General features: G+C 57.1%; 21 protein-coding genes. 10 read left to right on the top strand and 11 right to left on the bottom strand.

Going from position 1 to position 26,374, the window contains the following annotated elements; all coding sequences use genetic code 11:
• Window positions 1–104 precede the first annotated feature (104 nt).
• Together PGH32_RS16390 and PGH32_RS16385 are read left to right on the top strand one after the other, a co-directional pair.
• A complete protein-coding gene (locus PGH32_RS16390; RefSeq protein ID WP_314417369.1) occupies window positions 105–1,184 on the top strand; it encodes a type IV toxin-antitoxin system AbiEi family antitoxin in 1,080 nt (359 codons plus the stop codon).
• Window positions 1,169–2,083, top strand: coding sequence for a hypothetical protein (locus PGH32_RS16385; protein WP_314417372.1), 915 nt, complete (start codon window positions 1,169–1,171; stop codon window positions 2,081–2,083). The genes PGH32_RS16390 and PGH32_RS16385 overlap by 16 nt, the downstream gene beginning before the upstream one ends.
• A gap of 117 nt (window positions 2,084–2,200) precedes the next feature.
• Here PGH32_RS16385 and PGH32_RS16380 read toward each other — a convergent pair whose 3' ends face one another.
• The 7 genes from PGH32_RS16380 to PGH32_RS16350 form a co-directional block, all read right to left on the bottom strand.
• Complete coding sequence (locus tag PGH32_RS16380; RefSeq protein WP_337894582.1) at window positions 2,201–3,406, bottom strand: MFS transporter; 1,206 nt, start codon at window positions 3,404–3,406, stop codon at window positions 2,201–2,203.
• Between the two features lie 268 nt (window positions 3,407–3,674).
• Window positions 3,675–4,682, bottom strand: a complete 1,008-nt coding sequence (locus PGH32_RS16375; RefSeq protein WP_337894581.1) for a LacI family DNA-binding transcriptional regulator — start codon at window positions 4,680–4,682, stop codon at window positions 3,675–3,677.
• A complete protein-coding gene (locus PGH32_RS16370; protein WP_337894580.1) occupies window positions 4,672–6,216 on the bottom strand; it encodes an inositol monophosphatase family protein in 1,545 nt (514 codons plus the stop codon). The genes PGH32_RS16375 and PGH32_RS16370 overlap by 11 nt, the downstream gene beginning before the upstream one ends.
• Window positions 6,217–6,270: 54 nt before the next feature.
• The gene (locus PGH32_RS16365; RefSeq protein WP_337894579.1) at window positions 6,271–7,377 is read right to left on the bottom strand and encodes an ABC transporter substrate-binding protein; all 1,107 of its coding nucleotides are present in this window, start codon (window positions 7,375–7,377) and stop codon (window positions 6,271–6,273) included.
• A 29-nt stretch (window positions 7,378–7,406) separates the two neighbouring features.
• Window positions 7,407–8,486: an ABC transporter ATP-binding protein gene (locus PGH32_RS16360; RefSeq protein WP_314417383.1), complete on the bottom strand. Its 1,080-nt coding sequence runs from the start codon at window positions 8,484–8,486 to the stop codon at window positions 7,407–7,409.
• 1 nt (window position 8,487) lies between these two features.
• A complete protein-coding gene (locus PGH32_RS16355; protein WP_337894578.1) occupies window positions 8,488–10,311 on the bottom strand; it encodes an ABC transporter permease in 1,824 nt (607 codons plus the stop codon).
• A 135-nt stretch (window positions 10,312–10,446) separates the two neighbouring features.
• The gene (locus PGH32_RS16350; RefSeq protein WP_337894577.1) at window positions 10,447–11,442 is read right to left on the bottom strand and encodes a LacI family DNA-binding transcriptional regulator; all 996 of its coding nucleotides are present in this window, start codon (window positions 11,440–11,442) and stop codon (window positions 10,447–10,449) included.
• Between the two features lie 234 nt (window positions 11,443–11,676).
• Here PGH32_RS16350 and PGH32_RS16345 point away from each other — a divergent pair, with 234 nt between their 5' ends.
• The 5 genes from PGH32_RS16345 to PGH32_RS16325 all read left to right on the top strand — a co-directional run bounded on the left by PGH32_RS16345 (window position 11,677) and on the right by PGH32_RS16325 (window position 18,405).
• On the top strand, window positions 11,677–12,915 hold the full coding sequence (locus PGH32_RS16345) for an MFS transporter (RefSeq protein ID WP_337894576.1): 1,239 nt from the start codon (window positions 11,677–11,679) through the stop codon (window positions 12,913–12,915).
• A 19-nt stretch (window positions 12,916–12,934) separates the two neighbouring features.
• A complete protein-coding gene (locus PGH32_RS16340) occupies window positions 12,935–14,371 on the top strand; it encodes a glycoside hydrolase family 32 protein (RefSeq protein WP_337894575.1) in 1,437 nt (478 codons plus the stop codon).
• A gap of 213 nt (window positions 14,372–14,584) precedes the next feature.
• On the top strand, window positions 14,585–15,871 hold the full coding sequence (locus PGH32_RS16335) for an OmpG porin family protein (RefSeq protein WP_337894574.1): 1,287 nt from the start codon (window positions 14,585–14,587) through the stop codon (window positions 15,869–15,871).
• Between the two features lie 14 nt (window positions 15,872–15,885).
• On the top strand, window positions 15,886–17,379 hold the full coding sequence (locus tag PGH32_RS16330; protein WP_337894573.1) for a glycoside hydrolase family 32 protein: 1,494 nt from the start codon (window positions 15,886–15,888) through the stop codon (window positions 17,377–17,379).
• Window positions 17,380–17,391: 12 nt separating this feature from the next.
• Entirely contained in the window at window positions 17,392–18,405 is a 1,014-nt protein-coding gene (locus PGH32_RS16325) for an OmpG porin family protein (protein WP_337894572.1), read from the top strand.
• Between the two features lie 204 nt (window positions 18,406–18,609).
• Here PGH32_RS16325 and PGH32_RS16320 read toward each other — a convergent pair whose 3' ends face one another.
• Both PGH32_RS16320 and PGH32_RS16315 read right to left on the bottom strand, forming a co-directional pair.
• Entirely contained in the window at window positions 18,610–20,028 is a 1,419-nt protein-coding gene (locus PGH32_RS16320; RefSeq protein ID WP_337894571.1) for a PTS transporter subunit IIC, read from the bottom strand.
• Window positions 20,029–20,079: 51 nt separating this feature from the next.
• The gene (locus PGH32_RS16315; protein WP_314417401.1) at window positions 20,080–21,009 is read right to left on the bottom strand and encodes a ribokinase; all 930 of its coding nucleotides are present in this window, start codon (window positions 21,007–21,009) and stop codon (window positions 20,080–20,082) included.
• A 456-nt stretch (window positions 21,010–21,465) separates the two neighbouring features.
• Here PGH32_RS16315 and PGH32_RS16310 point away from each other — a divergent pair, with 456 nt between their 5' ends.
• The 3 genes from PGH32_RS16310 to PGH32_RS16300 all read left to right on the top strand — a co-directional run bounded on the left by PGH32_RS16310 (window position 21,466) and on the right by PGH32_RS16300 (window position 25,114).
• The gene (locus tag PGH32_RS16310) at window positions 21,466–22,590 is read left to right on the top strand and encodes a mandelate racemase/muconate lactonizing enzyme family protein (protein WP_314417402.1); all 1,125 of its coding nucleotides are present in this window, start codon (window positions 21,466–21,468) and stop codon (window positions 22,588–22,590) included.
• An 80-nt stretch (window positions 22,591–22,670) separates the two neighbouring features.
• The gene (locus tag PGH32_RS16305; protein WP_337894570.1) at window positions 22,671–24,017 is read left to right on the top strand and encodes an MFS transporter; all 1,347 of its coding nucleotides are present in this window, start codon (window positions 22,671–22,673) and stop codon (window positions 24,015–24,017) included.
• A gap of 344 nt (window positions 24,018–24,361) precedes the next feature.
• Complete coding sequence (locus PGH32_RS16300; RefSeq protein ID WP_314417405.1) at window positions 24,362–25,114, top strand: Crp/Fnr family transcriptional regulator; 753 nt, start codon at window positions 24,362–24,364, stop codon at window positions 25,112–25,114.
• 39 nt (window positions 25,115–25,153) lie between these two features.
• Here PGH32_RS16300 and PGH32_RS16295 read toward each other — a convergent pair whose 3' ends face one another.
• Window positions 25,154–25,453, bottom strand: coding sequence for a helix-turn-helix domain-containing protein (locus PGH32_RS16295; protein ID WP_123331899.1), 300 nt, complete (start codon window positions 25,451–25,453; stop codon window positions 25,154–25,156).
• Entirely contained in the window at window positions 25,453–25,806 is a 354-nt protein-coding gene (locus tag PGH32_RS16290; RefSeq protein WP_443112801.1) for a type II toxin-antitoxin system RelE/ParE family toxin, read from the bottom strand. The genes PGH32_RS16295 and PGH32_RS16290 overlap by 1 nt, the downstream gene beginning before the upstream one ends.
• Between the last annotated feature and the right edge of the window lie 568 nt (window positions 25,807–26,374).

The raw sequence follows: 26,374 nt of genomic DNA, 5'->3' as shown, positions 1-26,374 counted from the left end.
ATATTTGCTAATTTAATATTATTAGCTGTACAGCTAATAACGAATTTAAGGCTAACAATATGGCTGGAATCAGGGCTGTAAGGCCTGGATTTAGAAGGCAGACTTTGGAAGCGTTGATTAAGAATCTGACTGATGCAATTGGAACCGATGCAGCTATTCATACGGTGTCAGTTCCCGAACCTGATGCGTCCGAAACGTCTGCACCTGATGACGCAATCAACATTAAGATGCAAAACAGCGTACTGACTATTCATGTTGAGATCGTTAGTAGCGGTTATCCGAGAGATATCCGAAATGCAGTCAGGCGGCTAAATCTTCGCAAAAATGCGCATCGCCACCCTGGCGACGTTATTGGTATGGTTGCCGCGCAATCCCTCAGTCCCGGATCTAAAAGGGAACTAAAGGAATCAGGTTTTGCCTATTATGAATTCGGTGGAAGCCTTTTCCTCAAACATGGTTTCTGGTTGATTAATATCGAAAAACCCTCAAATCCAGTGAGAAAAAAAGAGGGTGTGGTTGATCTGTTCACTGATGCGCGTGAAAACGTTGTCCATGCTCTGTTAATGCACAACGATACCTGGCTATCAGGAACGGAGTTGGCGAGTCTTGCCCAGACATCTCAATACACTTGTTCATTGGTATTACAGGAACTCATCTTGCGGGAATGGGTTAATGAGGAAGGTAAGGGGCCGGGCAAACGTAGAAAGCTGATACGACCCGGGCTGCTACTGGACGCCTGGGCTGAAAACTGGCAGAGGCGTAATGCTCAGGAATCCAGATGGTATACCTTCGTTGAAAATCCTGGCCTCCTGCTGGGTGAGCTTGCCGAAAGGATAGATACACATCAACTTGATTTCGCCTGGGCTTTCACCGGGACAGCTGCAGCCAATACGATTCTGCCTGTACTGACGGGGACAGATAGCGCAGAAATCGTTGTGGCTGATGGTGACGGCCATTTGATGGCGGAAGCACTGAATCTTAAACCAGCCCCAAAAGGGGCTAATATCTCGTTGGTCGAACGCCGGGGTGCGAGCTTACTTTTTCGTAGTAAGTGCGCAGATCGTCTGGGTTATTTTGCCAGTCCGTACATTCTGTATCTGGACTTGCTAAATGGACGTGGACGCAATAAAGAACTGGCAGATAGCTTTAGAAAACACCTGGAGTTGTTATGGCAAAGGAACTGAAACCTCGTACTGCATCAGGTTACGATACTGATGTTACTCTCGCGTGTGAGAGAACGCTTTTGACACTGCTCAGTGCATTTGGAAATTTGAAGGATACGCTACGCCTGGTGGGCGGATTGGTGCCACGTTACCTTACCCCTGAATCCCCTCCTGATGTGCCGATGCACGTTGGGACTTCTGATGTAGATATTGTGCTAAATCTTGAAGTATTGGCCGTTGGAAATGAATACACCAGTCTGGCGGATCAGCTAAAGGCTCGGGGATTTGAACGATGGCTGGAAGATGGAAAGGCGGCATCCTGGAGATGGCGTAGGAGGGTTGATAAGCAGATTGAGGTGGTTGTCGAACTTCTTCGCGATGCAGGGAATGATACCCCAGGTAAGACGGTCAGTGTCAGCGGTGAGTCGGTATCTGCTCTCACAATCAAACATGCTGGGATCGTAAGTGACTGGTATGAGGAAAGAGAAGTTGCTGCAGCACTTCTGGATGGCGGTGGCATATCTGTGGATGTGGTGCGCTTTGCGGATGTGCCATCTTTTGTGATCCTGAAGGCTATTGCACTGGACCAGCGGCAGGAAAATAAAGATGCTGCTGATCTGATTCACGTCATTCGATATTCAGGTTCAGTTAAAGAAGTTGCTGCGCTTTTTGTCGACAGGTTTCGCTCGGGGTTGCATCAGGAGGCACTCAGAGACGGATTAGCCGCACTGGCACGGCGTTTCTGCGATGACGACTACGGAGAGGGCTTTGAAAAAGTGGGAGCTGTTGCCTACGCTCGATTTTTTGCCATTGAGAACGATGACGAACGTATTGGCGCGCAGCGCTATGCATCGGGGTTAATTCAGGCATTACTACATGAGATTAAAATGCAAACGAGTCGTCAGCTGCATAACAAGTGATGTGTTGTAAGATTTTGATTTTGATACTATGTTATTCCTGAATTGAACTGGCATCAAGCCCAGGATCAAGCTTGATGCCAGTAGTAATGATCACCCTTTCGCCTGCTACAACGAGGGCTAGCTCGCCGTCTCAACGCACACCGCAGACGACGAGCGCAGCACGCGCAGCCCCATCAGTACAACAAGCACCATCACCAGCCCGGCGACCATCGCTACGCTGAATCCGGCCCGTGCGCCGTAGAGGTCGATCACCATCCCCGCCAGCACGCTGCCCAGCGCCACGCCGAGGCTGATGCCGGTGGTCATCCACGTCAGCCCTTCGGTTATCCTTGATGGCGGCAGGATTGTGGTACCGATATTCATCACGATAACCATCGTCGGTGCAAACGACACGCCGGCGAAAAACAGCGTGGCGGCCAGCACGTAGACGCTGGGGGATAAAATCGGGAACAGGGTGGTCACCGCCATTACCACGCCGCCGCACAGGAACTGCTTCTCAATCGGGGCGGTAATTTTTAGCGTACCGAACAGCAGCCCGGCGATCATCGATCCCAGCGCATAGGCGGCCAGCACAAAGCTGGCGGCGGCCGGCCAGCCCTGCATATTGGCAAAGGCAACCACCGCCACTTCAACTGAACCGGCAATCACCCCCAGCGCCAGCAGCGCGAAGACAATGGTGCGCACGCCGGGGATCAGCAGGGTTGAGCTGGTCTGCTTACCGAGGCCTTCAACCACTTTAGGCTCGGTCTGCTTCTGCATCAGAAAGGCGGTGATGCCCACAATCAGCAGCAGCAGCGCGACCAGCGGCCCGGCCTCGGGGAAGAAGCTGGTACTCAGTACGATGGCCACCGGCGGGCCGATGGTAAACACTAATTCGGTGATCACCGTATCCAGAGAAAAAGCGGTGTGCAGCTGCGGCCTGCCGCGAAAGAGCTGTAGCCAGCGGGCGCGGATCATCGCGGGCATGCTCGGCATCGCCCCCGCCAGCAGCGCCAGAATAAACAGCAGCGGGGCAGGTGCCTGCAGATAAACGGCGGCAATCAGCGCCGTCAGCATGCCGATGCTGTAGGCGGTAACATACGGCAGCACCCGGCTTTGCCCGCGTCGGTCCACCACCTTGGAGATCTGCGGGCCGACCAGCGCATTCGCCAGCGTATAAACACCGGCTACGGCACCGGCCAGCCAGTACTGTCCGGTTTTTTGCACCAGCATGGTGACAATGCCGATGCCGATCATCGCCTGCGGCAGGCGCACAACGGTGCTCGCGAGCGCCAGCCCCAGTGCACCGGGGGTGGTAAACAGTTCGCGATAAGGGTTAGCCATGAAGTCTCCTGTTATTCTCTGATGCTTATCAGCATCCCGCAGCGCGCGGTATGTCCATTTTATCTTTGTAATACAAAAACCCCGCGCGGGGGCGGGGTGCTGTGCGGCAACCAACGGCTTCGAGGACGGTGGACGTTCAGCGAGGTGAATTTATTCTTATAGCGCAATCAGTATACGATAAATCCCACTGCTTTTTAGGGAATTGCTGGTCAAAAATCGCTTAATTTTTCATACGCTGATGCCGATCGCACTTGCGCTAAAATCCATTTCACCGCAGTGTTTTTCGCTTCACCAGCCGTGCATCAAACACCCGGCTTCCCGGTTTCTCCGCATCCGGTGATAAAAGCAGTTCACAGGCGGCTTCCGCCATCTCAGCAAGCGGCTGCGAGAAGGTGGTGAGCTGATAGCCCAGCCAGCCGGCCTGTTCGATATCATCGAAGCCAATCACGCAGAGATCTTCCGGAATGCGCAGGCCAAATTCGTGGCGCGCGGCGTCGATAAAGCCGCAGGCGATCAGATCGGTCACGCAGAACACGCCGTCCGGGCGCGTCGGCTGGCTCAGCAGCTCGCGCGCGGCAATTACGCCGGTCTGGTAGCTGGTACTGCCGGGACGGATCGGGGAAACGTCCTTTCCGGCGTCGGCCGCGGCCTGCATAAAGCCGGTTTCGCGGGTTACCATGCTGGGCGAACGTGCAGAGGAGGAAACCACGGCAAGATGCCGGCATCCGGCGGCGATCAGGTGGTCAAAAGCCTCTTTCATCGTCGAACTGTAATCGATATCGATAGTGTCCGCGCCGGCATACTGGCCCATGCGGTTAATCAGGATCACCTGCTGCCCGCTTTGCAGACAGATCTCAATCAGCGAGCCGGGCGGTTTGCCCGACAGCACGATGGTGGCGGTGGAGCGGTAGTTCAGCGTCTGCTGCAGCGCCTCTTTGGCACTCGCTTCGCCATCGTCGGTGTTGATTACCATCACCGCCCGTCCGGCCTTGTTCAGTCGGCGGGTCAGGTGCTCCAGCAGGCTGGACTGATACGGCGACGCCAGATTACCGCCGAGAATACACACCGGGCGGCTGGCCTCCTTCGACAGGCCGCGCGCCAGATGGTTAACGTGGTAGTTCAGCACCTCGGCGGCGGCGAGCACCTTGCGCCGTGTTTCCGCCGAGACGCTGCTGCCGGGGGTAAAGGTGCGCGATACCGCCGAGCGCGACACGCCCGCCAGGCGCGCCACCTCGGTGGCGCTGGCAAATCCGGACGTCTTGCTGCTATCGCTCATCGCGCTGTTCCGCTGCGGCGATGGCTCGTTCGCGAAGAATGGCCCGTTCCGCCAGCCGGGTCAGTGACGGCTTCGGCGCTTCAAACCATTCATCCGGGTGGAGCTGGCGGCGGTCGCGGATTAACGCAATCGCGGCGTCGAGCGTCGGGAAGCGCGCCGGGCACTCCAGGTGCATAAACAGCGCCACTAACGCCACGGAGCGGCTGCGGCCCCCGCGACAGTTGACCAGGATATTGCCGCGCCGGCGGTTACGGTAGGAGGCTTTCTCCGGGATCTGCTGCAGCAGCGCCGAACGCATCAGCTGATAGCCCGCGTGCAGCATCTCCGGCGCGTTGCCGTCGCCGTCAATCAGCCCCAGCTTGTAGTAGCGAACCGGTCCGGCACCGTGGGGGAGCAGATGCGCGGCGGCTCCGGCCTCCGGCGCGTTAACCCAGTCAATGTCGAGGTTTACCGCGCAGTTAATCACCACGCCGATATCGTGTTCGGCCAGCAGCGCGGTATCGCTCACGCCGGCGGAACCGCCGATATAGATATCCATCCCCCAGCCTGGGAAGTCTTCCGCAATCAGGCTGATCGGCGGACGGGGATAGTGCGGCACGGCCGGTTGAGCTGCATCCGCCGCCTGTGCGATGGATGATGCCCTGGCTGCGCCCGATTCACTGTTCTCCAACGTTACGCCAGCGGCGGGCGCAGCCTCAGATCCACTGGTGTGATCATTAGTATCCTGCGGCTCCTCCTCCGCCAGCGGGATACCGGATGCGCGGGACAGTTCGCTGGCAATTCCCGGCGCGACGGCCAGCACCGGCAGACCGTTGAAAATCCCTTCGGCCGTCTCGGGTGCGATGCCAACTCGGCCGCCCGCTTCACGCACCAGCAGCATCCCAGCCAGGCAGTCCCAGGCGTTCATATGAATTTCCACATAGCCGTCGGTGCGGCCTTCCGCCACCCACGCCAGCGCCAGCGCGCCGGAGCCGCCGCGTCGTATGCTGGTGCCCTGATTCAGGATCGACGTCATCACCTCCAGATAGCGCCGCTGGCTGTGGCGGGCTGACCAGCCCAGTTCCACGGCGGCGCGCTGCGTGTCGGTAATGGCGGTGCAGCGCAAAGGCCGGTCATTTTTCAGCGCATAGTGGCCACGCCGCGCCAGATACAGCTCCCGGCTTGAGGGGTTATAAATTGCCCCCAGCTCGGTCACGCCGTGGTGAACCCAGGCGATGCAGACGCAGAAGTGGGCGATGCCGCGGGCAAAGTTGGCGGTGCCGTCAATCGGATCGACCACCCACAGGCTCTCCGCGCTGGCGGGCTGGCTGGCGGACTCTTCGCCGAGGATCGAGTCGTCGGGGAAGGCTTCGCCAATCGCCTGCAGGATCAGCGCCTCAACGAAGGTATCGGCCTCGGTCAGGATATCCTGATGGCCCTTCAGTTCGTATTCCCCTGCCGTCCTGGAGTGGAAAAAGCGCAGGGCGGTATCCCCGGCTTCGGTAACAATGCGTTTGAGCGCCGCTTCGCGCTGTGCAATATCGATCGTGGTCAAAATATGCTGCCTGTTCTGAGTGAAAGAGGAACGGCTCCGATGCTGCGCGGGGCGTTATTTTTTGTAGTTCAGGCTCCAGATATCCTGCCAGTCCTGGCGGCTTTTCCAGTCCTCTTTCGCCGTGGCGGTCAGGTATTCCATTAGTTCGCCGCGATATTTTTCGATGCCGGAAGCCTCATCGGCAGGCAGTTTCACCGCCGGATTGCTGGACATTTTGCCGTCCACGCCCTGCGGGGCGATACCTTCGGCGGTCAGCAGATAGTGGATAAACAGCTTCGCGGTATTCGGGCTTTTGCTGCCCGTCGCCACCACGCCGAGGCTCGGGTAATTCCAGCCGATAAATGGCTTCAGGCCGCTGCACAGGCCCAGCTTCATCCCCTGCTTGTTGTCGCGGAATTTGGCGGTGGACACCAGGCCAACGAAGTCGGTTTTACCGTCCGGCGCGCCGATGGCGGAGGCGGCATCGTTATCGGAGTGGGTCAGCAGCACGCCGTTGCCCGCCAGCGCCTTCACAAAGGCCGCGGTGGCGGACTTCTCGTCGGTTTGCAGCGGCTTGCCGAACTGCTGCTGATAGGCATCGCGCATCTGCTGGTCGTAGTGGGTTTCCATCTGGCTGAACCAGTCGGTATAGGCCGGTTTGCTGGTCGGATCCTGCATCGCCACGCGGCCGCGCCAGGCCGGCTCGGTCAGCTGCCAGAGATTGGTGACCGGGCAGGTCGCGTGATGGGTGGTGTTATAGGCGAAGACGTTCGGGGCCAGTACCACGGTCAGCGGGTCCTGATAGCGCGCGGGGATGCTGCCTTTGAGATCGTCCGGCACCCAGCTCTGCACGTAGCCTTTGTTCAGCAACTGCGTCATTCCCGCCGGGGCATCTTCAACGATGGCGACATCGGCCCGCACGTTTTTCGCCTGCGCTTCCCGGCTGATAATCTCAATAATCTGCGGCGCATCGGCCTTAACGCCGTTAGCCTGTAGCCCGTACTGCTCGCTGAAGGCTTTCGCCTGCTGGACGATTTTGCCGGTGGAGGCGTACACGGTAATCGGCTGCTCCTGCTTCGCGGCGGCGATCAGCTGCTGGAGATCGAACGTTTCAGCCTGAGCAAAGGCGCTGCAGCTCAGCAGGGCGCTGGCGACAACGGCGGCGGTCAAATTGCGCTTCATGGTGGTTCCCTTAAAGTGATAAAAACGAATTAACGTGCGTAAACGTCGTGACGCAGCCCGCTGCTGTTAAAGAAGTGCAGGGAGTGGGTCGGGAGCTGGCAGTGCACCTGCTGGCGCGCCTGCCAGCGAGGACGCAGCTGCGTGGAGTGGAACAGGCGATCGTCTCCGGCCACCAGTTCAATCACCCAGCTGCCGCCGGTGGGCATAATGTTGTCGATGGTCATCGCGATGCCGTTGTTGCCGGCGCCTTCGCTGAGCACGATCTCCTCCGGGCGAATGCCGCAGTGCAGGGTGCGATCCTGCAGGTTAAAGCGCTGCTGAAGATGCCGTGCCAGCGGGCTGGCCGCCGGGTTCAGCGGGATCATATTCAGCCGCGGCGTGCCGATAAATTCGGCGACAAAGCGGTTGGCCGGGGTGGCGTAGATCTCATCCGGGGTGCCGACCTGCTGCATATGCCCGGCGCTCATCACCGCAATGGTGGTGGCGAGGGTCATCGCCTCCCACTGATCGTGGCTGACGAAGACGATAGTGGTGCCGAAGGTTTCATGCAGGCGGCGCAGCTCGGCGCGCATCTCGAGGCGCAGGGTGGCATCGAGGTTAGAGAGCGGCTCGTCCAGCAGCAGCACGCCGGGATTCACCGCCAGCATGCGGGCCAGGGCCACGCGCTGCTGCTGGCCGCCGGAAAGCTGGGCCGGATAGCGTCTGGCGTAGTCGGCAATGCGCAGCTTTTCCATCACGTCCTGGCAGCGGGCAATGCGCTCGCGGGCGGGCACCTTTTGCAGGCGCAGGCCGAAATCCACGTTCTGCTCCACCGTCATATGTGGCCACAGCGCATAGCTCTGGAAAACCAGGCCAATGCCGCGCTTTTCCGGCGGCACCCAGGTGCCGTGGGCAATGGAGTCGACGATCTTCTCGCCAATGCGGATTTCGCCGCCGCTGGCGTGCTCGATCCCGGCGATCATCCGCAGGATGGTGGTTTTACCGCAGCCGGACGGCCCCAGCAGGCACATAAACTCGCCGTCTTTCACCGTCAGGTTAATGTTATTCACCGCCGGCGCATCGCTGCCGGGGTAGGTCTTGGTAAGGTTATTTAAATGAATTGTCGGCATCTTATTTCTCCAGTCCGTCAGCCAGACCGGTACCGGTGATCCTCTGGATCATCACCGTGCCAGCCCATGAAATCAGCGCAATCATCAGCACCACGGCGTTGGCCGCCTGCTGGTAGTTGTAGTCAATCAGGCGCAGCGAATAAGTGGTCAGCACGTCGGTCGCCGGGGTGGCGAGGATGACGAACAGGCTGACGCCCTTAATCCCTGAGATAAACGGCAGCAGCACGCCGGTAGCCAGCGGCGCGGCCTGAATCGGGATCACGATGCGGCGAATACGGGCGAACCAGCCTGCTCCGGCAATGCGCGCCGCTTCTTCGGCTTCTTTACCCAGCTGGGTCATCGCGGCGATGCCGGAACGGCTGGCGTAGGGCATTTTTTCCGCAATCAGCGCCAGCACCAGAATCAGCGGCGTGCCGTACAGCGCCGGGACCGGGCCTCGGGCTACCGCAAACAGCGAGAGGAAGGCGGCGGCGAAGGCGATGCCCGGCACCAGATAAGGCAGGAAAGTCAGCTGGCGCAGGCAGGCGGCCATCCAGCGAAAATGGCAGCGCATCACCGCGTAGCCGACCAGCAGGCCCAGCACGCCGCAGGCGACGGAGGCCGAGCCGACGATCAGCAGCGTGTTCCCCACCGTGTGCCAGAACTCCGGCGTCAGCAGAATGCCGCTGCGCAGCGCCACCGTATCGAGGTCATGGCCGATCCAGTAGGCGAGGGTGAAGTTGTCGGCGTTAAAGCGCCCCGGCAGGATCATGATGGTCGACAGGAACAGGGTCAGCAGCGGGATCGCCACGCCGAGCGTCACGAACAGCAGCGGCAGACTCCCGGCGGCGATGCGCCAGCGGCCCAGACTGCGGCGGCGTTCCATCACGCCCTTGCCGCCGACGGTAATGAAGCGTTTCGCCTCGCGCAGCATTTTCATATCCAGCATCAGGGTCAGCATGCCCATCAGCATGATCACCGTGGCGATCACCGCCGCCACGCCGGACTGGCGCGTGCCGATAGCGCGATACAGCCCGGTGGAGAGCGTATCGAAATGCACCGGCAGGCCAAGGATATACGGCAGCGCGAACTCACCGATGCAGTCGGCAAAAATCAGCAGCGCGGCGGAAAGCAGCGCCGGGCGCACCAGAGGAATAATGATTTTAAAGGCGATCGCCCTGCGGGATGCGCCCAGCACCCGCGCGCACTCTTCCATCTGGCTGTCCATGCGCTTCAGCGCGTTGCCGACGATCAGGATCACCAGCGGGGCGTAGTGCAGCACCATAATGGCGACGATGGGGAAGTAACCGTAGGCCATCCAGTTCGGCGTCTGAATGCCCATGGCTTCCAGCCAGCCCGGCTGTCCACCGATGGTGTGGTTTTTGAAAATGGTGCTCCACGCCAGCGCGAAGGTCCAGGAAGGCAGCATAAACGGCACGATCAGCAGGGTGGCAAACCACTTTCTGCCGGCGATATCGGTGCGGTTAATCAGCCACGCCAGCGAAACGCCCACCACCATCGCCCCCACCACGGTGCTCAGGGCCACCGCCAGCGTATTGAGCATCGGCGTCCACAGCAGCAGTTCGGACATCCGCGAGGTCAGCGTGCGCAGCAGGTAATAGGCGGTGACGGTGCCTTCGGTCGCGCCGGTGCGGCCTTCATCGCCGCTCTGAACCAGCACCGCATTCAGCAGTACCGATACCACCGGGGCAAGGATAATCCAGCTGAACAGCATCAGCAGCAGGGCGGCCAGCAGATTGGCGGGTTCATGGCTGACGATCGACAGCGTATGGCGGATCCTGGGCCACGCGGCTGGGCGGTGGCGGGTTTCAACTTGGTAGGACACGGGGTTATCCCTGGCAGTGAAGGTCTGACAGGAATATATCGGCGCAATGTTACAGTTCTGCGAATTCTTTGCACGTATGTGCAAAAATCGACGAGATCCTTTTTTCCCCCTCTTTGAGGCGCGATATCTCTGACCTTACAGCGAGTCGCGCAGCAGCAGCGGACTGTTGACCTTAATCGTGTCGCAGTGGTCGTTGCCGTTGATGATATGCAGCGCGCTGAGGCGGCCAATATCGTAGTGCGGCAGCTGCACGGTGGAAAGCGGCGGTAAAAACAGATCGCCGATGCCAACCATGTTGTCGTAGCCCAGTACCGCCACATCATGAGGAATGCGTATGCCGTGGCCGAGCAGGGTTTGATAGACCATAAAAGCCATTCGGTCGTTGCCGCAGATCACCGAATCAAACTGCGGTTTACCCTGGCGGATATTCGCCAGCACCATCGCCGGAATGTCGCGATAGTGTTCGTCGCCGCTGGCCATATAAAGATGGGTAAAGGCGTTCGGGTCGATATTCTGCTCGCGGCAGGCCCGTTCCAGTCCGCTGCGCCGGCGGTGGCTGGCCACGCGCTGTTCGGGCAGATGCAGGCACAGCGGCTGGCGATAGCCGGCCTCCAGCAGCGCCCGGGTGCCGGCGTACTGGCCCTGTTCATCGTCGGGAATATAGCTGGCCAGCGGTGCATTGCTGCTTTCGCAGTTGGCCAGCACGCAGGGCAGGGTAAGCAGCTTTTTCGGCACCTGCACGTGGCGCAGGCCCATGGTGGTGTAGATCACCCCCGCCGGGCGGTGCGACAGCAGCAGGTTCATAATGTCATCGACATTGTCGTGCTCGAACATGTTGATCACGAAGCTGTGCCAGCCGTGGGCGCGGGCCGTTTCCTCTATCGCCAGCGCGATATCAACGGAGAAGGGCGTGGTGACCGTATCCAGCGCCAGCACGCCGATCGCATTGGGCGTGGCGCGGGCGCCGCGGACCTTTTTCGCCGACAGGTCGGGCACGTAGTTGAGCTGCTTTATCGCCGCCTGAACGTGTGCCAGCGTTTCCGGCCGAAGCCGCTCGGGCGTGTTGATGGCGCGCGAGACGGTCATCAGGGAGACGTTTGCCAGTTTTGCCACGTCCTTTAGTGAAGACATTGTGTTATCCCTGCGATAATCGAATTAACTCGTTGATGTATAAAATACTACGCTATTCCACGCGCATGCGTACCGGCTTCAGGCGGATCTGAACATAAATTTGATCCAGCTCTCATAACAGGTATGTTAACGTTAACTCGTGTGATTAACATCATATAGTGAACGCAATCCGCATGAATAGTTCGTTTGGTTAACGTTACCATTCGCGGCATACCTTCCCTGGAGTTTGCCGTTATGAAACAAGAACACTCTCATAATTATTTGATTCTTAGCGCACTTTTGTTTTTTTTCTTTGTGACATGGTCTTCATCCAGCTCGCTGCTTTCGATCTGGCTGCATCAGGAAGTGGGTCTGAAAGCGGCGGATACCGGGATCATCTTTTCGGTGCTGTCGGTTTCTGCGCTGTTTGCCCAGATTTGCTACGGCTTTATCCAGGACAAACTGGGGCTGAGAAAAAACCTGCTGTGGGTGATCACCCTGATGCTGATCCTCTCCGGCCCGGCCTATATGCTGTTTGGCTATCTGCTGAACATTAACATTCTGCTCGGCAGTATTTTCGGCGGCTTCTTTATCGGCCTCACCTTTAACGGCGGGATTGGCGTGCTGGAAAGCTACACCGAACGCGCCGCACGCCGCGACGGCTTTGAGTTTGGCCGCGCCAGAATGTGGGGCTCGCTGGGCTGGGCGGTGGCGACCTTCTTCGCCGGTCTGCTGTTTAACCTCAATCCGCATCTGAACTTTATGGCCGCTTCCGTTTCCGGTCTGGTGTTCTTCTGGCTGCTGACCCGCCTGAAGGTTTCCCTCCCGGCGGGTACGGTAGAGCAGGGCGTTCCGGCCAGCAGGATCTCCCTCGACGACGCGCTGCGCCTGCTGACGCTGCCGCGCTTCTGGGCGCTGGTGTTCTTCGTTATCGGCACCTGCATTTACGGCGTCTACGACCAGCAGTTCCCGGTCTACTTCGCCTCGCAGTTCCCGACGCTGCGCGAAGGCAACGCCATGTTTGGCTACCTGAACTCGTTCCAGGTGTTTCTTGAAGCGGCGGGCATGTTCTGCGCCCCGTGGCTGGTTAACCGCATCGGCGCGAAAAACGGCCTGATTTTCGCCGGGATGGTGATGGCGCTGCGGATGGTCGCTTCCGGGCTGGTGGAAGGGCCGCTGCTGATCTCCATCACCAAGCTGCTGCACGCGGTTGAACTGCCGATCCTGCTGGTGGCCATCTTCAAATACAACAGCCTGAATTTTGATAAGCGTTTGTCTTCCACCCTCTATCTGGTGGGCTTTGCCTGCACCAGCTCGGTGATCGGCACCGTGCTGTCGCCGCTGGCCGGATTCAGCTACGAGAAGTTCGGCTTCGCGCAGTCGTATCTGATCATGGGCATCATGGTGTTCTGCACCACCTTTATCTCCATCTTCCTTTTACGCTCGAACGGCACGCCGACCGGGCACTCTTTTCCACAGCCCAATGCGGTTTAATTCAGCAAGAGTAAACATTATGACGTCAATGTTAGAACAAGCGGAACAGACACTCGAAAAAGCCCAGGCCGAAGTGAACACGCGCTGGTATCCGCGCTATCACCTGGCTCCGCGCGCCGGGTGGATCAACGATCCTAATGGTCTGGTGTGGTTTGACGGCTGGTATCACGCGTTTTATCAGCACCATCCGTACTCCACGCAGTGGGGGCCGATGCACTGGGGGCACGCGCGCAGTAAGGACCTGGTTCACTGGGAACACCTGCCGGTGGCGCTGGCTCCCGAAGGGCCGGACGATAAAGACGGCTGCTTCTCCGGCTCTGCGGTGGTCAACGGCGATACGCTGGCGCTGATTTATACCGGGCACCGCTTTATCGGCGATGCGGGCAGCGACGACAATCTCTACCAGGTGCAGTGCCTGGCCACCAGCCGCGACGGCATTCACTTTGAGCGCCACGGCATGGTGGTCGACACGCCACCGGGGCTGCATCACTTCCGAGATCCGAAGGTGTGGCGCGAGGGGGATGAGTGGTTCATGATCGTCGGCTCCCGCGTCGGCGACACCGGCCAGGTGCGGCTGTATCGCTCCGCCGATCTGCACCAGTGGCACGATGAAGGCATCTTCGACGAAGCGGAAGCGGGCATGGGCTTTATGTGGGAGTGCCCGGACGTCTTCACCCTTAACGGCAGGCGCGTACTGATGTTTTCTCCGCAGGGCATCGCCGCTGACGGCTATCACCACCGTAACCTGTTCCAGAGCGGCTATCTGCTGGGCGACTGGCAGCCGGGGCAGCCGTTTGTGCGCGACGGTGGTTTTGTGGAAATGGACCACGGCCACGATTTTTATGCCCCGCAGAGCTTCCTCACCCCGGATGGCCGCCGGATTGTGATTGCCTGGCTGTCGATGTGGGAGTCGGCGATGCCGGAGCAGCAGGACGGCTGGTCCGGGATGCTATCCCTGCCGCGCGAGCTGAGCCTCAGCGACGATAACCGTCTGTTGATGAAGCCCGCGGCGGAAGTGACCGCCCTGCGCGGCAGCCACTATCCGATCCCGGTGCAGCATCTGAAAAACCAGAAGACGCTGGTGCTGGCCAATGCCGAGGCGGTGGAAGTGGAGCTGCGGTGGGAGCAGCATCCGGCAGCGGCGGAAGAATACGGTATTGCGCTGGGCGATGGGCTGCGCGTTTACGTGGATAACCAGGCGCAGCGGCTGGTGCTGGATCGCCGCTACCCGGAATTCGGCGTTGAGGGCAGCCGCAGTATCGCGCTGCCTGCCGGCGGTATTCTCTCCCTGCGCCTGTTTATTGATAGCTCCTCCGTAGAGGTGTTCGTCAACGACGGCGAAGCCTGCCTGAGCAGCCGCATCTATCCGCGTGCTGACCAGCGCGATCTGCTGCTGTTCGCTAATAACGGCAGCGCGGTGTTGAAAGAGGGGGGATACTGGTCGCTGGATAACTAATCTAACCTTTGCCGCAGTACATTCCGTACTGCGGCCACCCGTTCTGAATTAATGCCTTTCTCAGGTAGGCATCGTTGTGCTCTGAATAACGAGGATAATAAAATGAAAGCAATAACCTCTCCTCTCCACCGTTATAGGGTAATAAGTCCGCGCGGAATGGTTAACGGCAGAAATGGCATGCTAATTATGGCAACGCTGTTAAGCCTTCCAGCTATGGCTGATGAAATAAAAGATAATAGCGATAATTATATTGGCGGCTATCAAAGTTATTTTCACGACGATTTAGATACGCCCAAAGCCAGCGGTAAATCCGCTGCTGCTGCGAACGGTAAAACGTCGTCGTCGGCACCCGGTAACGCGCCGTCAGTAACATCCGCATCTGACGGTGCAACGGCATCAGCAGCTTCAGCCACATCCGCATCTGACGGTACAACGGCAGCAGCAGGAGTCTCTTCAACACCCGCCGCAGCGCTGACGGGATTGAACGATCGGGCAGCCGCTGCCCCGGGCGGGCAGTCCGTGCACGGCAGTGCAGCAGCGCCAGGCTCCGTTCCCGATAAAGGCGGTGTGCTGCTCAGCAACGCCAACGAGGTCAGCGTACTGCGCCTGCGCCAGGACGAGCCGCCGGTACACTGGAACAGCGTCGGCCGCAATATGGAAGCCGGTGGCCTGCACGGCAATATCGGCACGCAGATTGAAATTGACGATGCGCGCCGCAGCAATAATGAACACAACGGCGGGAAATTTAAATACGCCACGCTACAGGCTTTTTTACGTCATGACGAAATGCCGAACTGGTATTTTGGTTTCTATAACGCCCGCGAAGACAGTTATAAAGGCCAGTTCAGCAATCAGCACTACGGCGGCACCAATACGATTAACGAAGTCTTTATCGGGCATATCTTTGAAACCTGGCGCGGCAATATCGGTGCGGAAGTGATGGGCGGCTCGGAGTCGGCCGGCAAGCGCTGGAAAAGCCGCTTCAAGCTGTGGCAGGACCTGCGACTCTCCGACCGCTGGAGCATTGCGGGCTACGCCTTTGGCGAGTTCCAGCCGCAGGGCACGGAGCCGGGCAACGGCGATCTGGAAAAACTCATTTTCGAAACCGAACCGGCGCTGCAGTACCGCGTGAACCCGGATCTCGGCCTGTATCTGCGCCCGTTCTACTCCTACAACCGCCAGGAGCGCGAGCAGTGGGGCGATATCATCGAACGTGAATGGAAGGTGTCCGCCGGACTGTGGAAAAACTGGTACCCGCTGTTAACCTCGCTGTACGTCGGCGTCGGCCAGAAGAAAACCACCAACGCCAGCGACAGCTACGAGCTGTTCTACGATGGCCGCTATCAGTACGTCGGCGGCACCCTCAGCTACCCGATTGTGGATGAGCTTCGCCTGTACGGCGAATTTAAAGCGAAATTCACCAAAGAGGCCGGTGCCTGGACCACCGCGGGCTACTCCTGGACGCCGTTCACCGTGGTGGGCGCGGTTTATAATTTCTGACGAGCAACGTAATCATGAAAAAATTAACCTCTGCGGCGCTGGCCGCACTGCTGCTGCTGGCGGGCGGCAATATTGCCGCTTATGCACAAATGGGTAAGGAAACGCTGGAAAATAAAAAAATTACCCACGTTGAAGACTTCTTCCCGAAAATTAAAGGTTCATTCGTAGGCGACCCGATGCCGGCTTACGATAACGGTGAATTTAATATTTTTTATCTGAATGATATTCGCGGCGGCGGCGATTTAGGCGTGCACGCCATTCATTTACTTTCCAGTGCGGATTTATATCACTATCAGAATCACTCCGAGGTTATTCCCTATGTGAATGATGTCGACAGCCCGGAACTGTTATTAGGCACCGGCTCAATGATTAAGGTCGGCGATACCTGGCACGCCTGGTATACCGCGCACAACGCGAATGTTTTCCCGGTGGAGTCGATTATGCACGCCACCAGCCAGGACCGCCTTCACTGGGTTAAGCATCCGCAGGATACGATTTTACCGGGTGCGAACTATCGCGGTAATGACTTCCGCGATCCGCACGTGGTGTGGGTGGAGGAGAAACAGGAGTACTGGATGCTGATCACCACCCGCAGCAACGGGCGTGGGATCATTGCCCGCTACAGTTCAAAAGATTTAAAAACCTGGCAGGATCGCGGGGTCTTCATCGATAACGACACCATTGCCCCGGACTCCAATCTGGAGTGCCCGACGCTGGTGTATTTCAACGGACGCTGGTATCTGAGCTTCAGCGATCAGTGGCCGCTGCGCCTGACCCAGTACCGCGTGGCGGATACACCCGAAGGGCCGTGGCGCAAGCCGGACAGCTACGTGTTCGACGGCGCGGGGCTGTATGCCGGTAAGCTGGTAATGAAAGACGACCGGCTGTTTGTCTTTGGCTGGATCCCCACCAAAGGCGGCAACAGCGACGGCGGCAATATCGACTGGGCGGGGAATCTGGTCGGGCATGAGCTGACCGCCGGTGCCAACGGCCAGCTTAACAGCGTGATTCCGCAGGAGCTGCAGGCGGCAATCGACGCCAACGGCGGCAGAACCCGGACGCTGGAAAGCACCGCGCAGGTTACCACCGCCACGCAGTTCGGTCCGCTGCGCTCGGCGGTTTATCCGGCCTTACCGAAACGCGGTGTGCTGACCGCCAGCGTGGATATCCCCAGCGCCGGAATGGCAATGAGCTTTGGCGTGAATAATAACAACGTCGGTGAAGCACGGCTCAACGTGGTATTTAATAAAAGCAAAGGGAAGGTCTATTTCTTTAATTCACCGCTGGCCTCGGTTAATCAGGCTAATGCCGAGTCCTGGGTTGATATTCCCCTGGGGGAAAAAGTTGAGCTTAAGATCCTGATCCAGAATTCGATGGCGGTGTTCTATATCAATAATCAAGCCGCGTTCAGCACGAGAATGTATGCCATGGAAGACAAACCCTGGAGCATCAGCCTGCCGCAAAAAGATGGCATTCACGCCGAATTGAATTTTAAAGAAATGCTTTAATGGGATCTTATTATGAAAAATTATCATGCCCTGGCGGTTTTAATTGCACTGATATTACCCGGCGTCACCCATGCCGGTATGAGTCTGGCAAAAGACCGGGCGGGAAACGTCATTGCGGTCGATCCCTGGTCCTATCTCGACGAGGCGGTGATGTGGACCTCGGCGCGCTCTTCAAATCCGGCCGGGGGAAAAATCCACGGCCAGCTGAAAGTGAAGTACGCCATTGAGGATAACAACTGGCGGCACAGCAGCTTTCATAACGGCAGCGAATCCGCCACCTTTGTGCAGGGCGTGATGCGCCACGATGCGCTGCCGGGCTGGTATCTGGCGTTCTCCGACGGGCGCACCACCAACTATAACGGTGCCTGGGATAATCAAACTTACCTCAGCCAGGATCAGTGGACGCAGGTGATTGTCGGCCATGAATACTTCTACCAGTGGCTGCGCTTCGGCTGGGATGTGATGGGCGGCAGCGCCTCGCAGGACGACCGCTGGCAGGCGCGGGCCAAGTTCTTTGCCGACCTGCGGGCGATGGATCGCCTGTCGTTCTTTGGCTATCTGTATCAGCAGATCGACCATCGCCGCAGCGGCGCATCGCAAAACGACCGCGATCTGCGTTCGTTCCAGATTGAGCCGGGCGTACAGTACATTATCAACAACACCACCGGGGTCTGGTTCCGTCAGGCGTTCTCCTCCGGCATTCTTGAGCGGGCGCAGTGGGGCAATATCGACAGCAGGGACTGGACGACCTCCGCCGGCGTCTGGCACAACTGGGGCCGGCTCTCCACCACCTTCAGCGGCGGCTACGGCCACTTTAAAAAGGACAACGCGCTGCAGGATAACAGCGAGGTCTTCCAGGATACGCGCTATCGCTTTGTCAAACTGACGGCCAACTATCCCATCACCACACGCTTTACCGTGTCGGGGGAAGTGACCGGCTCTGATATTGCGCAGAGTGGAAACTGGGTGACCCACGGCGATGCGATTACCACCGAGTATAAGCTGATGCTGGATTACAACTTTTAACCCGGCCGGAACCGGCTGACCGCAATCGGCAGGAATGTGGTCTGCACGGTTTTCTCTGTGCCCGAATCTGGCGTTTCGGGCACATTCTCAGGACTCCCGCTGGCTGTGATGCGCTGCTTTATCACGCCATGCTACCTGCCATTCCCGCGCGGTCAGTTATTCACAAGGCATTAATGGCTTTCAGATTGCCTCCGATCGGGATCTTCAGTTCTGCGGGCCATCAGCAACGGGCGTAGCGCTAAACCGCGCGGCGTTAATTTTCTTCATCCGTTTAAAGTACCAGACAAACATACCCAGATAGGCCACGGTGGCCACCGCCGCCAGCATCAGCATCTGCGGATTCAGCGTGACGCTGGCTTTGGCGATCAGCATCGACAGCATTTTTTCCAGCGGGTCGGAATCGACGGATGAGAACAGCTGATCGGATGCCATTCCTTTAGGGAAGCTGTGCATGGCGATGGAGGTCTGGGTAACGAACTCGGCAATCAGCGTGGCGGCCCAGAGGAAAAGCGGGATCAGCAGCGTGCCGATCAGCGTCATGCGGATCACTTTTCCCTGGGTGATCACCAGCAGGGCAGGCGCCAGGACGGTCAGCAGGATGCCGCCAAGCGGCAGTACCCTGTTCCCCGGCAGCAGGATCGCCGCAACCAGCAGGATGGGGGCGAGGATATTGGCCACGGCCCACAGCTCCGCGCGGGAAGCGAGGATCGGCCAGTCGATGGCCACATAGATCTGACGGCCCTTCATGCGCTTTTCCATAATACTGGCAATACCGTCGGACAGAGGTTTGATCGCCGGTCCGAACCAGTTACCGACCGCACCGAACAGCTCCAGCGACACCCCGGCGGTGAAGGCCAGCGAAAACAGTTCACTCATCGGCAGCCTGCCGAGCAGCCCGACGAAGAACCCCAGATAAACGCCGATGGCAAATTTCGACCCCCAGAAGCCGATTTTTTGATTGAGCTTTTCCGCGTCAAAGTCATATTTATCAATAGACGGGATCAGCTTTGATATCAGTTCGTTAATCACCAGAACCGGCGGACAAATCAGCAGGGAAGGGTGCGCGGTGGTGGTGATGCTGCTGCGGTCATATTTCATCAGCGCTTTAATCTGCGGCTGCATCACATCGGAATTGAACAGCATCAGAATGTAAACCACACCGACAACGCAGGTGGTGAGTATCAAATTGCTGTCTGAGTAATACAGGGTCAGCAGGCCTATCACCGACAGATTCCAGATATTAAACAGGTCCACATTGAGCGTTTTGACTTTATTGAGCGTGAGCAGAAGCACATTGAGGATAATGCAGACGGTGGCGAAATAGAGCGTATAGACCGACCCCCAGGTAATGACCGCTAGCGGTGCCCAGCCCAGATCGGTAATCGACAGGGTGACGCCGGTTGACTCGACAAACTGGGTTAAGGCCGGCGCGAAGGCGCCGGTTAATAAGGTGATGACTGCGCCCATGCCGGTGAGGGCCAGCGCAATCAGGATGCCGCCTTCCAGCGCTTTCGATATTTTAACCCTGAAGATCAGTGACAGCAGCGTGATAATAAAGAACATCATCGCCGGTGCGCCAAGCGAAATAAAAGCGGTAAACCCGCTATTCAGTGAAGCAAACATAGGTCGGCTCTTCCTTTTCCATGGAAATAACGTGTTAGCTCTGCGCGCGTTTTATTCCGTGCGCATACCCTTGTTCAACACGGCGTTGACTTCATCAAGCGAGGGCATGGCGTCCTGGCCGCCCCGGCGGGAAACCTTGATGCCGGCCACCACGTGGGAAAAACGAATGGCCTCGTCAAGGTTATCGGGATGGTCGATCAGGTAGTTTGCCAGCGCGCCGGCAAAGCAGTCACCGGCACCGACGGTATCCACCGCCTCGACCTTCAGAGCAGGGAAAAACGTCGATTTTTCATTGCGATAAAGCAGGCATCCGTTGCCGCCCATTTTCACAATGACGTTTTTAACCCCCATACCATGGATAATCTTTGCTGCCGCCAGCGCCGAGCGTTCATCCTTCACCTCCACGCCGGAAATACGTCTGGCTTCGCTGCTGTTCGGCACGATGATGTCGGCGTAAGGGAAGCAGGCCGGATTAATGCCCTGCACCGGAGCCGGATCGAGAATAATCAGCATGCCTTTGGCACGCGCGGTGCGCACGGCGGCCAGCACCGACTCTTTGCTGGTTTCCATCTGGATCAGCAGAATTTTTCCGTTTACCGAATCCAGCCGCTGGCTGATTTCTTCTTCGCCGAAAGCAAAATTAGCGCCGAGATTCACCAGCAGCGTGTTTTCGCCGCCCGGCTCCACGAGACCCACGCAGGAACCGGTCCCCACGCCTTCTTTCACCATCAGCCAGCGGTCGTCAATGCCCCGTTCCTGCAGGTTTTGCCGCAGCTGCCTGCCGGGGGCATCATCACCGATACAGCCCAGAAAGCAGACTTTTTTGCCGTAGCGCGCGGCGCTGACCGCCTGATTATTGCCTTTCCCCCCTGCGGCTAAACGAATGGATTCGCAGAAGGTATTATCCCCGCTTGAAGGAAAGTGATGGCAGTTAACAATCACATCCATATTAATACTTCCCATAACGATAATATCGTACATATGCACTCCCTGGTGTTTTGGCGCAATATTGGCTGTTTCGATAATTAATGAATTTAACTTTTTATTAACTGAATTTGTAATAAGTAAAAAATGTTTTCGTCAGGTGAATATACGTTGGCTTTGGGTGCTTCTTTTATGTTTTGTTGCGGTTATTTTCCTGCCTCAGACCGTGGCGGTTATTTTTTATTATGCGGAGTTGTTATTTAGTGATGTAACGTAATAAAGGTTTTACGCGTTGTTTAGAAACGGGTTTGTTTTTTTAAATCCGGTGGGTGTATCTGTTTAATGCTGAGTTTTGGGGCATTTTTTTTGTGGAATAATTTCCTGAAAAGTTAGATCCAGTTCAAATTTTCCAACTAAATCTGGCGGCAGCAGGGGATGTGTATGCCGTTTGACAGTCATCGGTTTGGGTCGTTGTTAGAGTATACCCACATTAACATTGCCAGGTAAAAACTGATGTCTAATACACTGAAAATAAAGAAACTTACCCCGTTTATCATGCATGTTCCGGTGACGAAAAACATCATTGGAGACTCCACCCACAGCATTACCCACTGGGGCATGCCGGGGGTAATGATTGAAACCGAATGCGGTCTGGTGGGCTATGGTCATACCGGCACCCACGCGGATATCACCACCGACCGCCTGATCACCACTATTATTACCGACGTTTTTGGCCCGATGCTGATTGGCGAAGACCCGACCGAAGTGCGCCACCTGCACCGCAAGTTATCCCGCAGCTCAACCAATATCTGGGTAGGGCGCGGCGGGCTGATGCAAATGGCGCTGTCGGCGATTGATATCGCGCTGTGGGATCTGAAGGCCAAGCACGCCGGGCAGCCGCTGTGGCAGCTGTTTGGCGGATCGAGGCAGGCGAAAGTTTCCGCCTATAACACCGACTGCGGATGGCTGGTGCGTGAAACCGCCGAGCTGGTGGATGACTGTAAAAAAATGATCTTCGAAGAAGGCTTTAACGCCATCAAGATGAAGATCGGCAAGCCGGATCCGAAAGAGGATATCCGCCGCATTGAAGCCGTCAGAAAAGCGATCGGTGACGATGCCCAGCTGATGGTGGATGCCAATGCCAAATGGGATATCAGCACGGCAAAGCAGTACGGCCCACGTCTGGCCGACTATGACATTACCTGGTTCGAAGAGCCGATGTGGCACGATGATGTCTCCAGCCACAAAGAGCTGGCAAAACATATGACCACGCCGATTGCCCTGGGCGAACTGTTGTATCAGTTTGATTCATTTAAGGAGTTTGTGCTGGCCGGTGCCGTTGACTACCTGCAGCCCGATGCCACGCGCTGCGGCGGGCTGACGGCGGTATGGGAAATTGCCGACCTGGGCATGGCGTTCAATCTGCCGGTGACCCCGCACCATGGCGATATGATGCAGGCGCAGCTGCACCTGGTGATGGCGCACCCGGCCTGCTCGCTGCTGGAGTATATTCCGTGGACGCTGGACTGCTTCGTTAACCCGGTGGTGGTGAAGGACGGCGTGTATCAAACGCCTGTTGAGCCGGGCGCGGGTACCACGTTACGTCCGGAAGCTTTAGAGCGATTCAGCGTCAGATAATCCGGTTTTACTATTTCAGGACTGTACCCTTTATTTCATCACTGTATCGATAATTAAAATAACATCAGCAGAGGAATGTCATGGATAATACGTCTCCCGATCATTTGTCCGTCGCCATCAGTAAAGCGATAAAAAGAATTATCCCGATGGTGACGCTTATGTTTATTCTGGCCTATCTGGACCGGGCTAATATTGGCTTCGCTAAACAACAGTTTCAGTACGATACCGGGCTGAGCGATGCCGCCTATGCATTTGGCGCGGGAATATTCTTTATCGGCTACGCGCTGTTTGAAGTGCCCAGCAATATTCTGCTCTATAAGGTGGGCGCCAGAATATGGCTCGGCAGGATTATGATCACCTGGGGTTTAGTTTCCGCCTCAATGATGTTTGCCCATACCGAGAACGTTTTTATCTTCCTGCGTTTTTTACTCGGCGTGAGCGAAGCCGGCTTCTTCCCGGGCGTGATCTTGTATCTGACGTTCTGGTTCCCGCTGCATATCCGCGCCAGGGTGACCGGGTATTTTCTGTTCGGTGCGCCGCTGGCGTTTATTATCGGCGGGCCGCTGTCGGGTGGGCTGCTGACGCTGGACGGCACGCCGTTTGCCTTTGGCCTGCACGGCTGGCAGATGATGTTCCTCGTTGAGGGGCTGCTGGCATCTATCGTCGGGGTGTGGGTGATTTTTTACCTGGACGATCGCCCGGAAAAGGCCAAATGGCTGAACGCCAGCGAGAAGAAAGCGCTTTCCGATAAGCTGGCAGCGGAAGACGAACAAAAAATTGCTCACGGGCCGAAGGGCGCGCTGGCGGCGCTGCTGGATATCAAGGTGCTGTATCTGTGCCTGATCTGGTTTACCGTGCAGGTCTGCGGCTACGGGATTTACTTCTTCCTGCCGACGCAGATTGCCACGCTGATGGGCACCAAAGTGGGTCTGCTGGTGGGCTTTGTCACCGCCATTCCTCCTCTGTGCGCGGCGATTGCGGTCTATTACGTGCCGCGCCTTTCCGAGAAGCTGGGCGAGCGGCGGATCGTGGCGGCGGTGACCTTTATGCTCGGCTCGGCGGGTATTGCCATCTCCGGCTTTGCTGACAGCGTCCCGGTTATCGCCATCACCGCGCTGTGCGTGGCCGCGGCCGGGCATCTGGCGATGCAGCCGCTGTACTGGACCTTCCCGTCTTCCTATCTGGGCGGCACGGCGGCGGCGTCGGGGATTGCGCTGATTAACTCGATGGGTAATCTGGGCGGTTTTGTCGCCCCGAATATCCGGGTCTGGGCAGAGCAGACGTTCCATTCCGCCCGGGCGGGGCTGTACTTCCTCGCGCTGGTGACCTTTATCGGCGGCGTGATGATCCTGCTGCTGCGCCGCATGGGGATGGATAACAAGGTGGCGGTTCCTCGCTCCACGGAACCTTCCGCCGCGCTGAAATGAAAGAGATGAAGCTGGCTGAATTTACGAAACGGGATATTTAATCGGGCAACGCGAAAGCTAAGCAGCGGAAAGGGTTTGCCCCCGGTTGAAGCATCTGCAGCGCTGAACGGAGGAAGGAAGCCCGGATTCGCCAGCAGGGAAGCTGGCGAAAGGCGCAGCCGTGCAGGACGCACGTCTGCGGCGGTCCGTAAGGCTGACGCGCGACGTGAAGGGACCGCGAAGCGGCGCGAGGACCAGCCCGGCCGGGGGCAAAACCCGTCAGCGCGATCGCCGAAGCCAGCAGACATCAAATAAATGCTATAAATTCCCATCCCTATCCCCACCCGGCAGCAAAGGTAAACAACGTGAAATTATCCGACAACGGCCAGTACCTGCTTCAGCCCGAAGGCGACGTTATCACCCTGTCGGAACAGGAATTACTGGCTATCCTCTCCACAAGCAGCTGGTTTAACGAAGTGCCGGACTACCTGATCGCCAAAATCGTCGAGCTGTCCAGCATCCGCAGCTATGAAGATGGCGACGTTATCCACTACCAGGGCGATTCCTCGCGCGGACTCTATGCGGTGCTCTCCGGCGCGGTAAAAGTCAGCTCCCTCGGTGCCGATGGCAAAGAGTGCGTCTTTCGCTACCTCGCTCCCGGCAGCTGGTTTGGTGAAATCGGCATGCTGGATAAATCTGCCAGAACCCACGATGCCCGCGTAATTAACAAAACCCTGCTGCTGGTGCTCTCCTCCCACGATGTGCAGACGCTGCTAAACCTCTATCCGATTTTTTATAAATTCCTCGCGCTGCTGCTGTGCCGGGTGGTCAGAAACGCCTTTACCATTCTGAACGACACCACGCTGCTGTCGGTATCGGCCCGGTTGGCAAAGCGATTAATCAGCCTTGCGGAAGCTTACGGAGAGCCGCACGAGCGGGGCATTCTGATTGGTCTGTACCTGACGCAGGATGATATGGCCACCATCATCAATACCACCCGTCAGACGATCAATAAGCGGCTGGTGGACTGGCAGAAGCTGGGTTGGATTGATGCCAGATACGGCAAAATATTAATTATGAATTCGGAAGCGTTAAAACAGCTGTATCTGGATGAATAGTTTTTCGCGGTGTGTGCCTGTCCTGCTGGCGTTCGGGAATTAAAGATGCAGTGCAATACGTTTGCCGTTAGGGAGCGTGACGTCCAGCGATAATTCACCACCGAGAGCTTTGACATAGCGTTTTAACGTAGAGAGTTTCGGATCGTTTTCTACCTTCTCCATCTTGACGATGGCCGGCTGCGTAATTCCCATGGCATCCGCTATCTGCACCTGGGATAGCTGAAGCTCTTCACGGATCTTTGCCAGCGTGTTTTCCTGGCGGATCTCATCCGCCCGCGCTGCAATGCGTTCCCGACTTTCGAGAGTTCGCTGTGCCAGCAGTTCTTCGAACGTTGCCATTATTCCTCCTCCAGACTTTGCAGATGCTTTGCATACTCTGTATCTGCCGTTTTAATCAGACGCTTGTAGAAACGCTTTTCATCTTCACCTTTTTTATCACCCGCGCATAGAACGATAGCTCGTCTGCGGGGATCAAAAGCAAAGCAGGCTCGTACAGGATGCCCTCCCACCTGCACCCTCAACTCTTTCATATTTGAGTATGATGAACCGTTGAGTGTATCAATCTGTGGTCGCCCGAGATTAGGGCCATCCTCCCGTAAGAGGGTAAGTACCGCTAAGATCTCTTCCTGTACTGCATCACTTTGCCGGGCAAACCATGCATCAAAGCGTGGCCGTGTAACTATCGTCCAAATTTGCATCACCTATAACCTTCAGGTTATACAATAATGATATAACCCGTAGGTTATAGCATCAAGTATTGTTCTTCCTTTTATTCCTCAGGTTTACAAAATCATGCATGCAGATTGAGCGTGTCAACTTAAGCGGCTGTTCCCTTGTTACATTTTCAACGTTTTTAGTTTGTAGGAAGGTGGTGCTGTGAAATATGGGGTAGGGGTTCAGCCTCTGCTGCTGCTTCAGGGCTGCACCTCAGCGCTGCGGATGCCCTTGCGCAGCAGCAGAGGCTGTCCCCTCGTTGATCATTTCATCGCTTTTTAAATATTATAAATTCTAATTTTATTCGTTAAATCAGCGTCTTGAGTTGGTAAGGGTCAACATCTGAATAAGCTGGAAGCTGGGTTATGTTGAGTAACAAGTTGCTATGGAACGGGGGTTTGGGGTTCAGCCTCTGCTGCTGCTTCAGGGCGGTCCTCGCGCCGCGTTGCGGTGCCTTCGGTTACGCCATTGCGCCGACGGATCGGCCAGGATTGAACGTCCCTGTTCAAACCCGGCCTGACGCCAACATCCTTGTTGTCGTCTCCT

Origin of the sequence: Erwinia sp. SLM-02, assembly GCF_037450285.1 — a bacterium.
Lineage (GTDB): Bacteria > Pseudomonadota > Gammaproteobacteria > Enterobacterales > Enterobacteriaceae > Erwinia.
Note: the sequence above shows the minus strand (reverse complement) of the source record. Positions and strands in the feature narration are given on the sequence as shown.

Excerpts from the sequence above, each read along its gene's own strand:
- PGH32_RS16330 (WP_337894573.1), top strand. The coding sequence starts at position 15,886 with ATGAAAAAATTAACCTCTGCGGCGCTGGCCGCACTGCTGCTGCTGGCG.
- PGH32_RS16295 (WP_123331899.1), bottom strand. The coding sequence starts at position 25,453 with ATGGCAACGTTCGAAGAACTGCTGGCACAGCGAACTCTCGAAAGTCGG.
- PGH32_RS16335 (WP_337894574.1), top strand. The coding sequence starts at position 14,585 with ATGGCTGATGAAATAAAAGATAATAGCGATAATTATATTGGCGGCTAT.
- PGH32_RS16350 (WP_337894577.1), bottom strand. The coding sequence starts at position 11,442 with ATGTCTTCACTAAAGGACGTGGCAAAACTGGCAAACGTCTCCCTGATG.
- PGH32_RS16305 (WP_337894570.1), top strand. The coding sequence starts at position 22,671 with ATGGATAATACGTCTCCCGATCATTTGTCCGTCGCCATCAGTAAAGCG.
- PGH32_RS16365 (WP_337894579.1), bottom strand. The coding sequence starts at position 7,377 with ATGAAGCGCAATTTGACCGCCGCCGTTGTCGCCAGCGCCCTGCTGAGC.
- PGH32_RS16375 (WP_337894581.1), bottom strand. The coding sequence starts at position 4,682 with ATGAGCGATAGCAGCAAGACGTCCGGATTTGCCAGCGCCACCGAGGTG.
- PGH32_RS16380 (WP_337894582.1), bottom strand. The coding sequence starts at position 3,406 with ATGGCTAACCCTTATCGCGAACTGTTTACCACCCCCGGTGCACTGGGG.
- PGH32_RS16310 (WP_314417402.1), top strand. The coding sequence starts at position 21,466 with ATGTCTAATACACTGAAAATAAAGAAACTTACCCCGTTTATCATGCAT.
- PGH32_RS16315 (WP_314417401.1), bottom strand. The coding sequence starts at position 21,009 with ATGTACGATATTATCGTTATGGGAAGTATTAATATGGATGTGATTGTT.
- PGH32_RS16325 (WP_337894572.1), top strand. The coding sequence starts at position 17,392 with ATGAAAAATTATCATGCCCTGGCGGTTTTAATTGCACTGATATTACCC.
- PGH32_RS16345 (WP_337894576.1), top strand. The coding sequence starts at position 11,677 with ATGAAACAAGAACACTCTCATAATTATTTGATTCTTAGCGCACTTTTG.
- PGH32_RS16320 (WP_337894571.1), bottom strand. The coding sequence starts at position 20,028 with ATGTTTGCTTCACTGAATAGCGGGTTTACCGCTTTTATTTCGCTTGGC.
- PGH32_RS16360 (WP_314417383.1), bottom strand. The coding sequence starts at position 8,486 with ATGCCGACAATTCATTTAAATAACCTTACCAAGACCTACCCCGGCAGC.
- PGH32_RS16385 (WP_314417372.1), top strand. The coding sequence starts at position 1,169 with ATGGCAAAGGAACTGAAACCTCGTACTGCATCAGGTTACGATACTGAT.
- PGH32_RS16340 (WP_337894575.1), top strand. The coding sequence starts at position 12,935 with ATGACGTCAATGTTAGAACAAGCGGAACAGACACTCGAAAAAGCCCAG.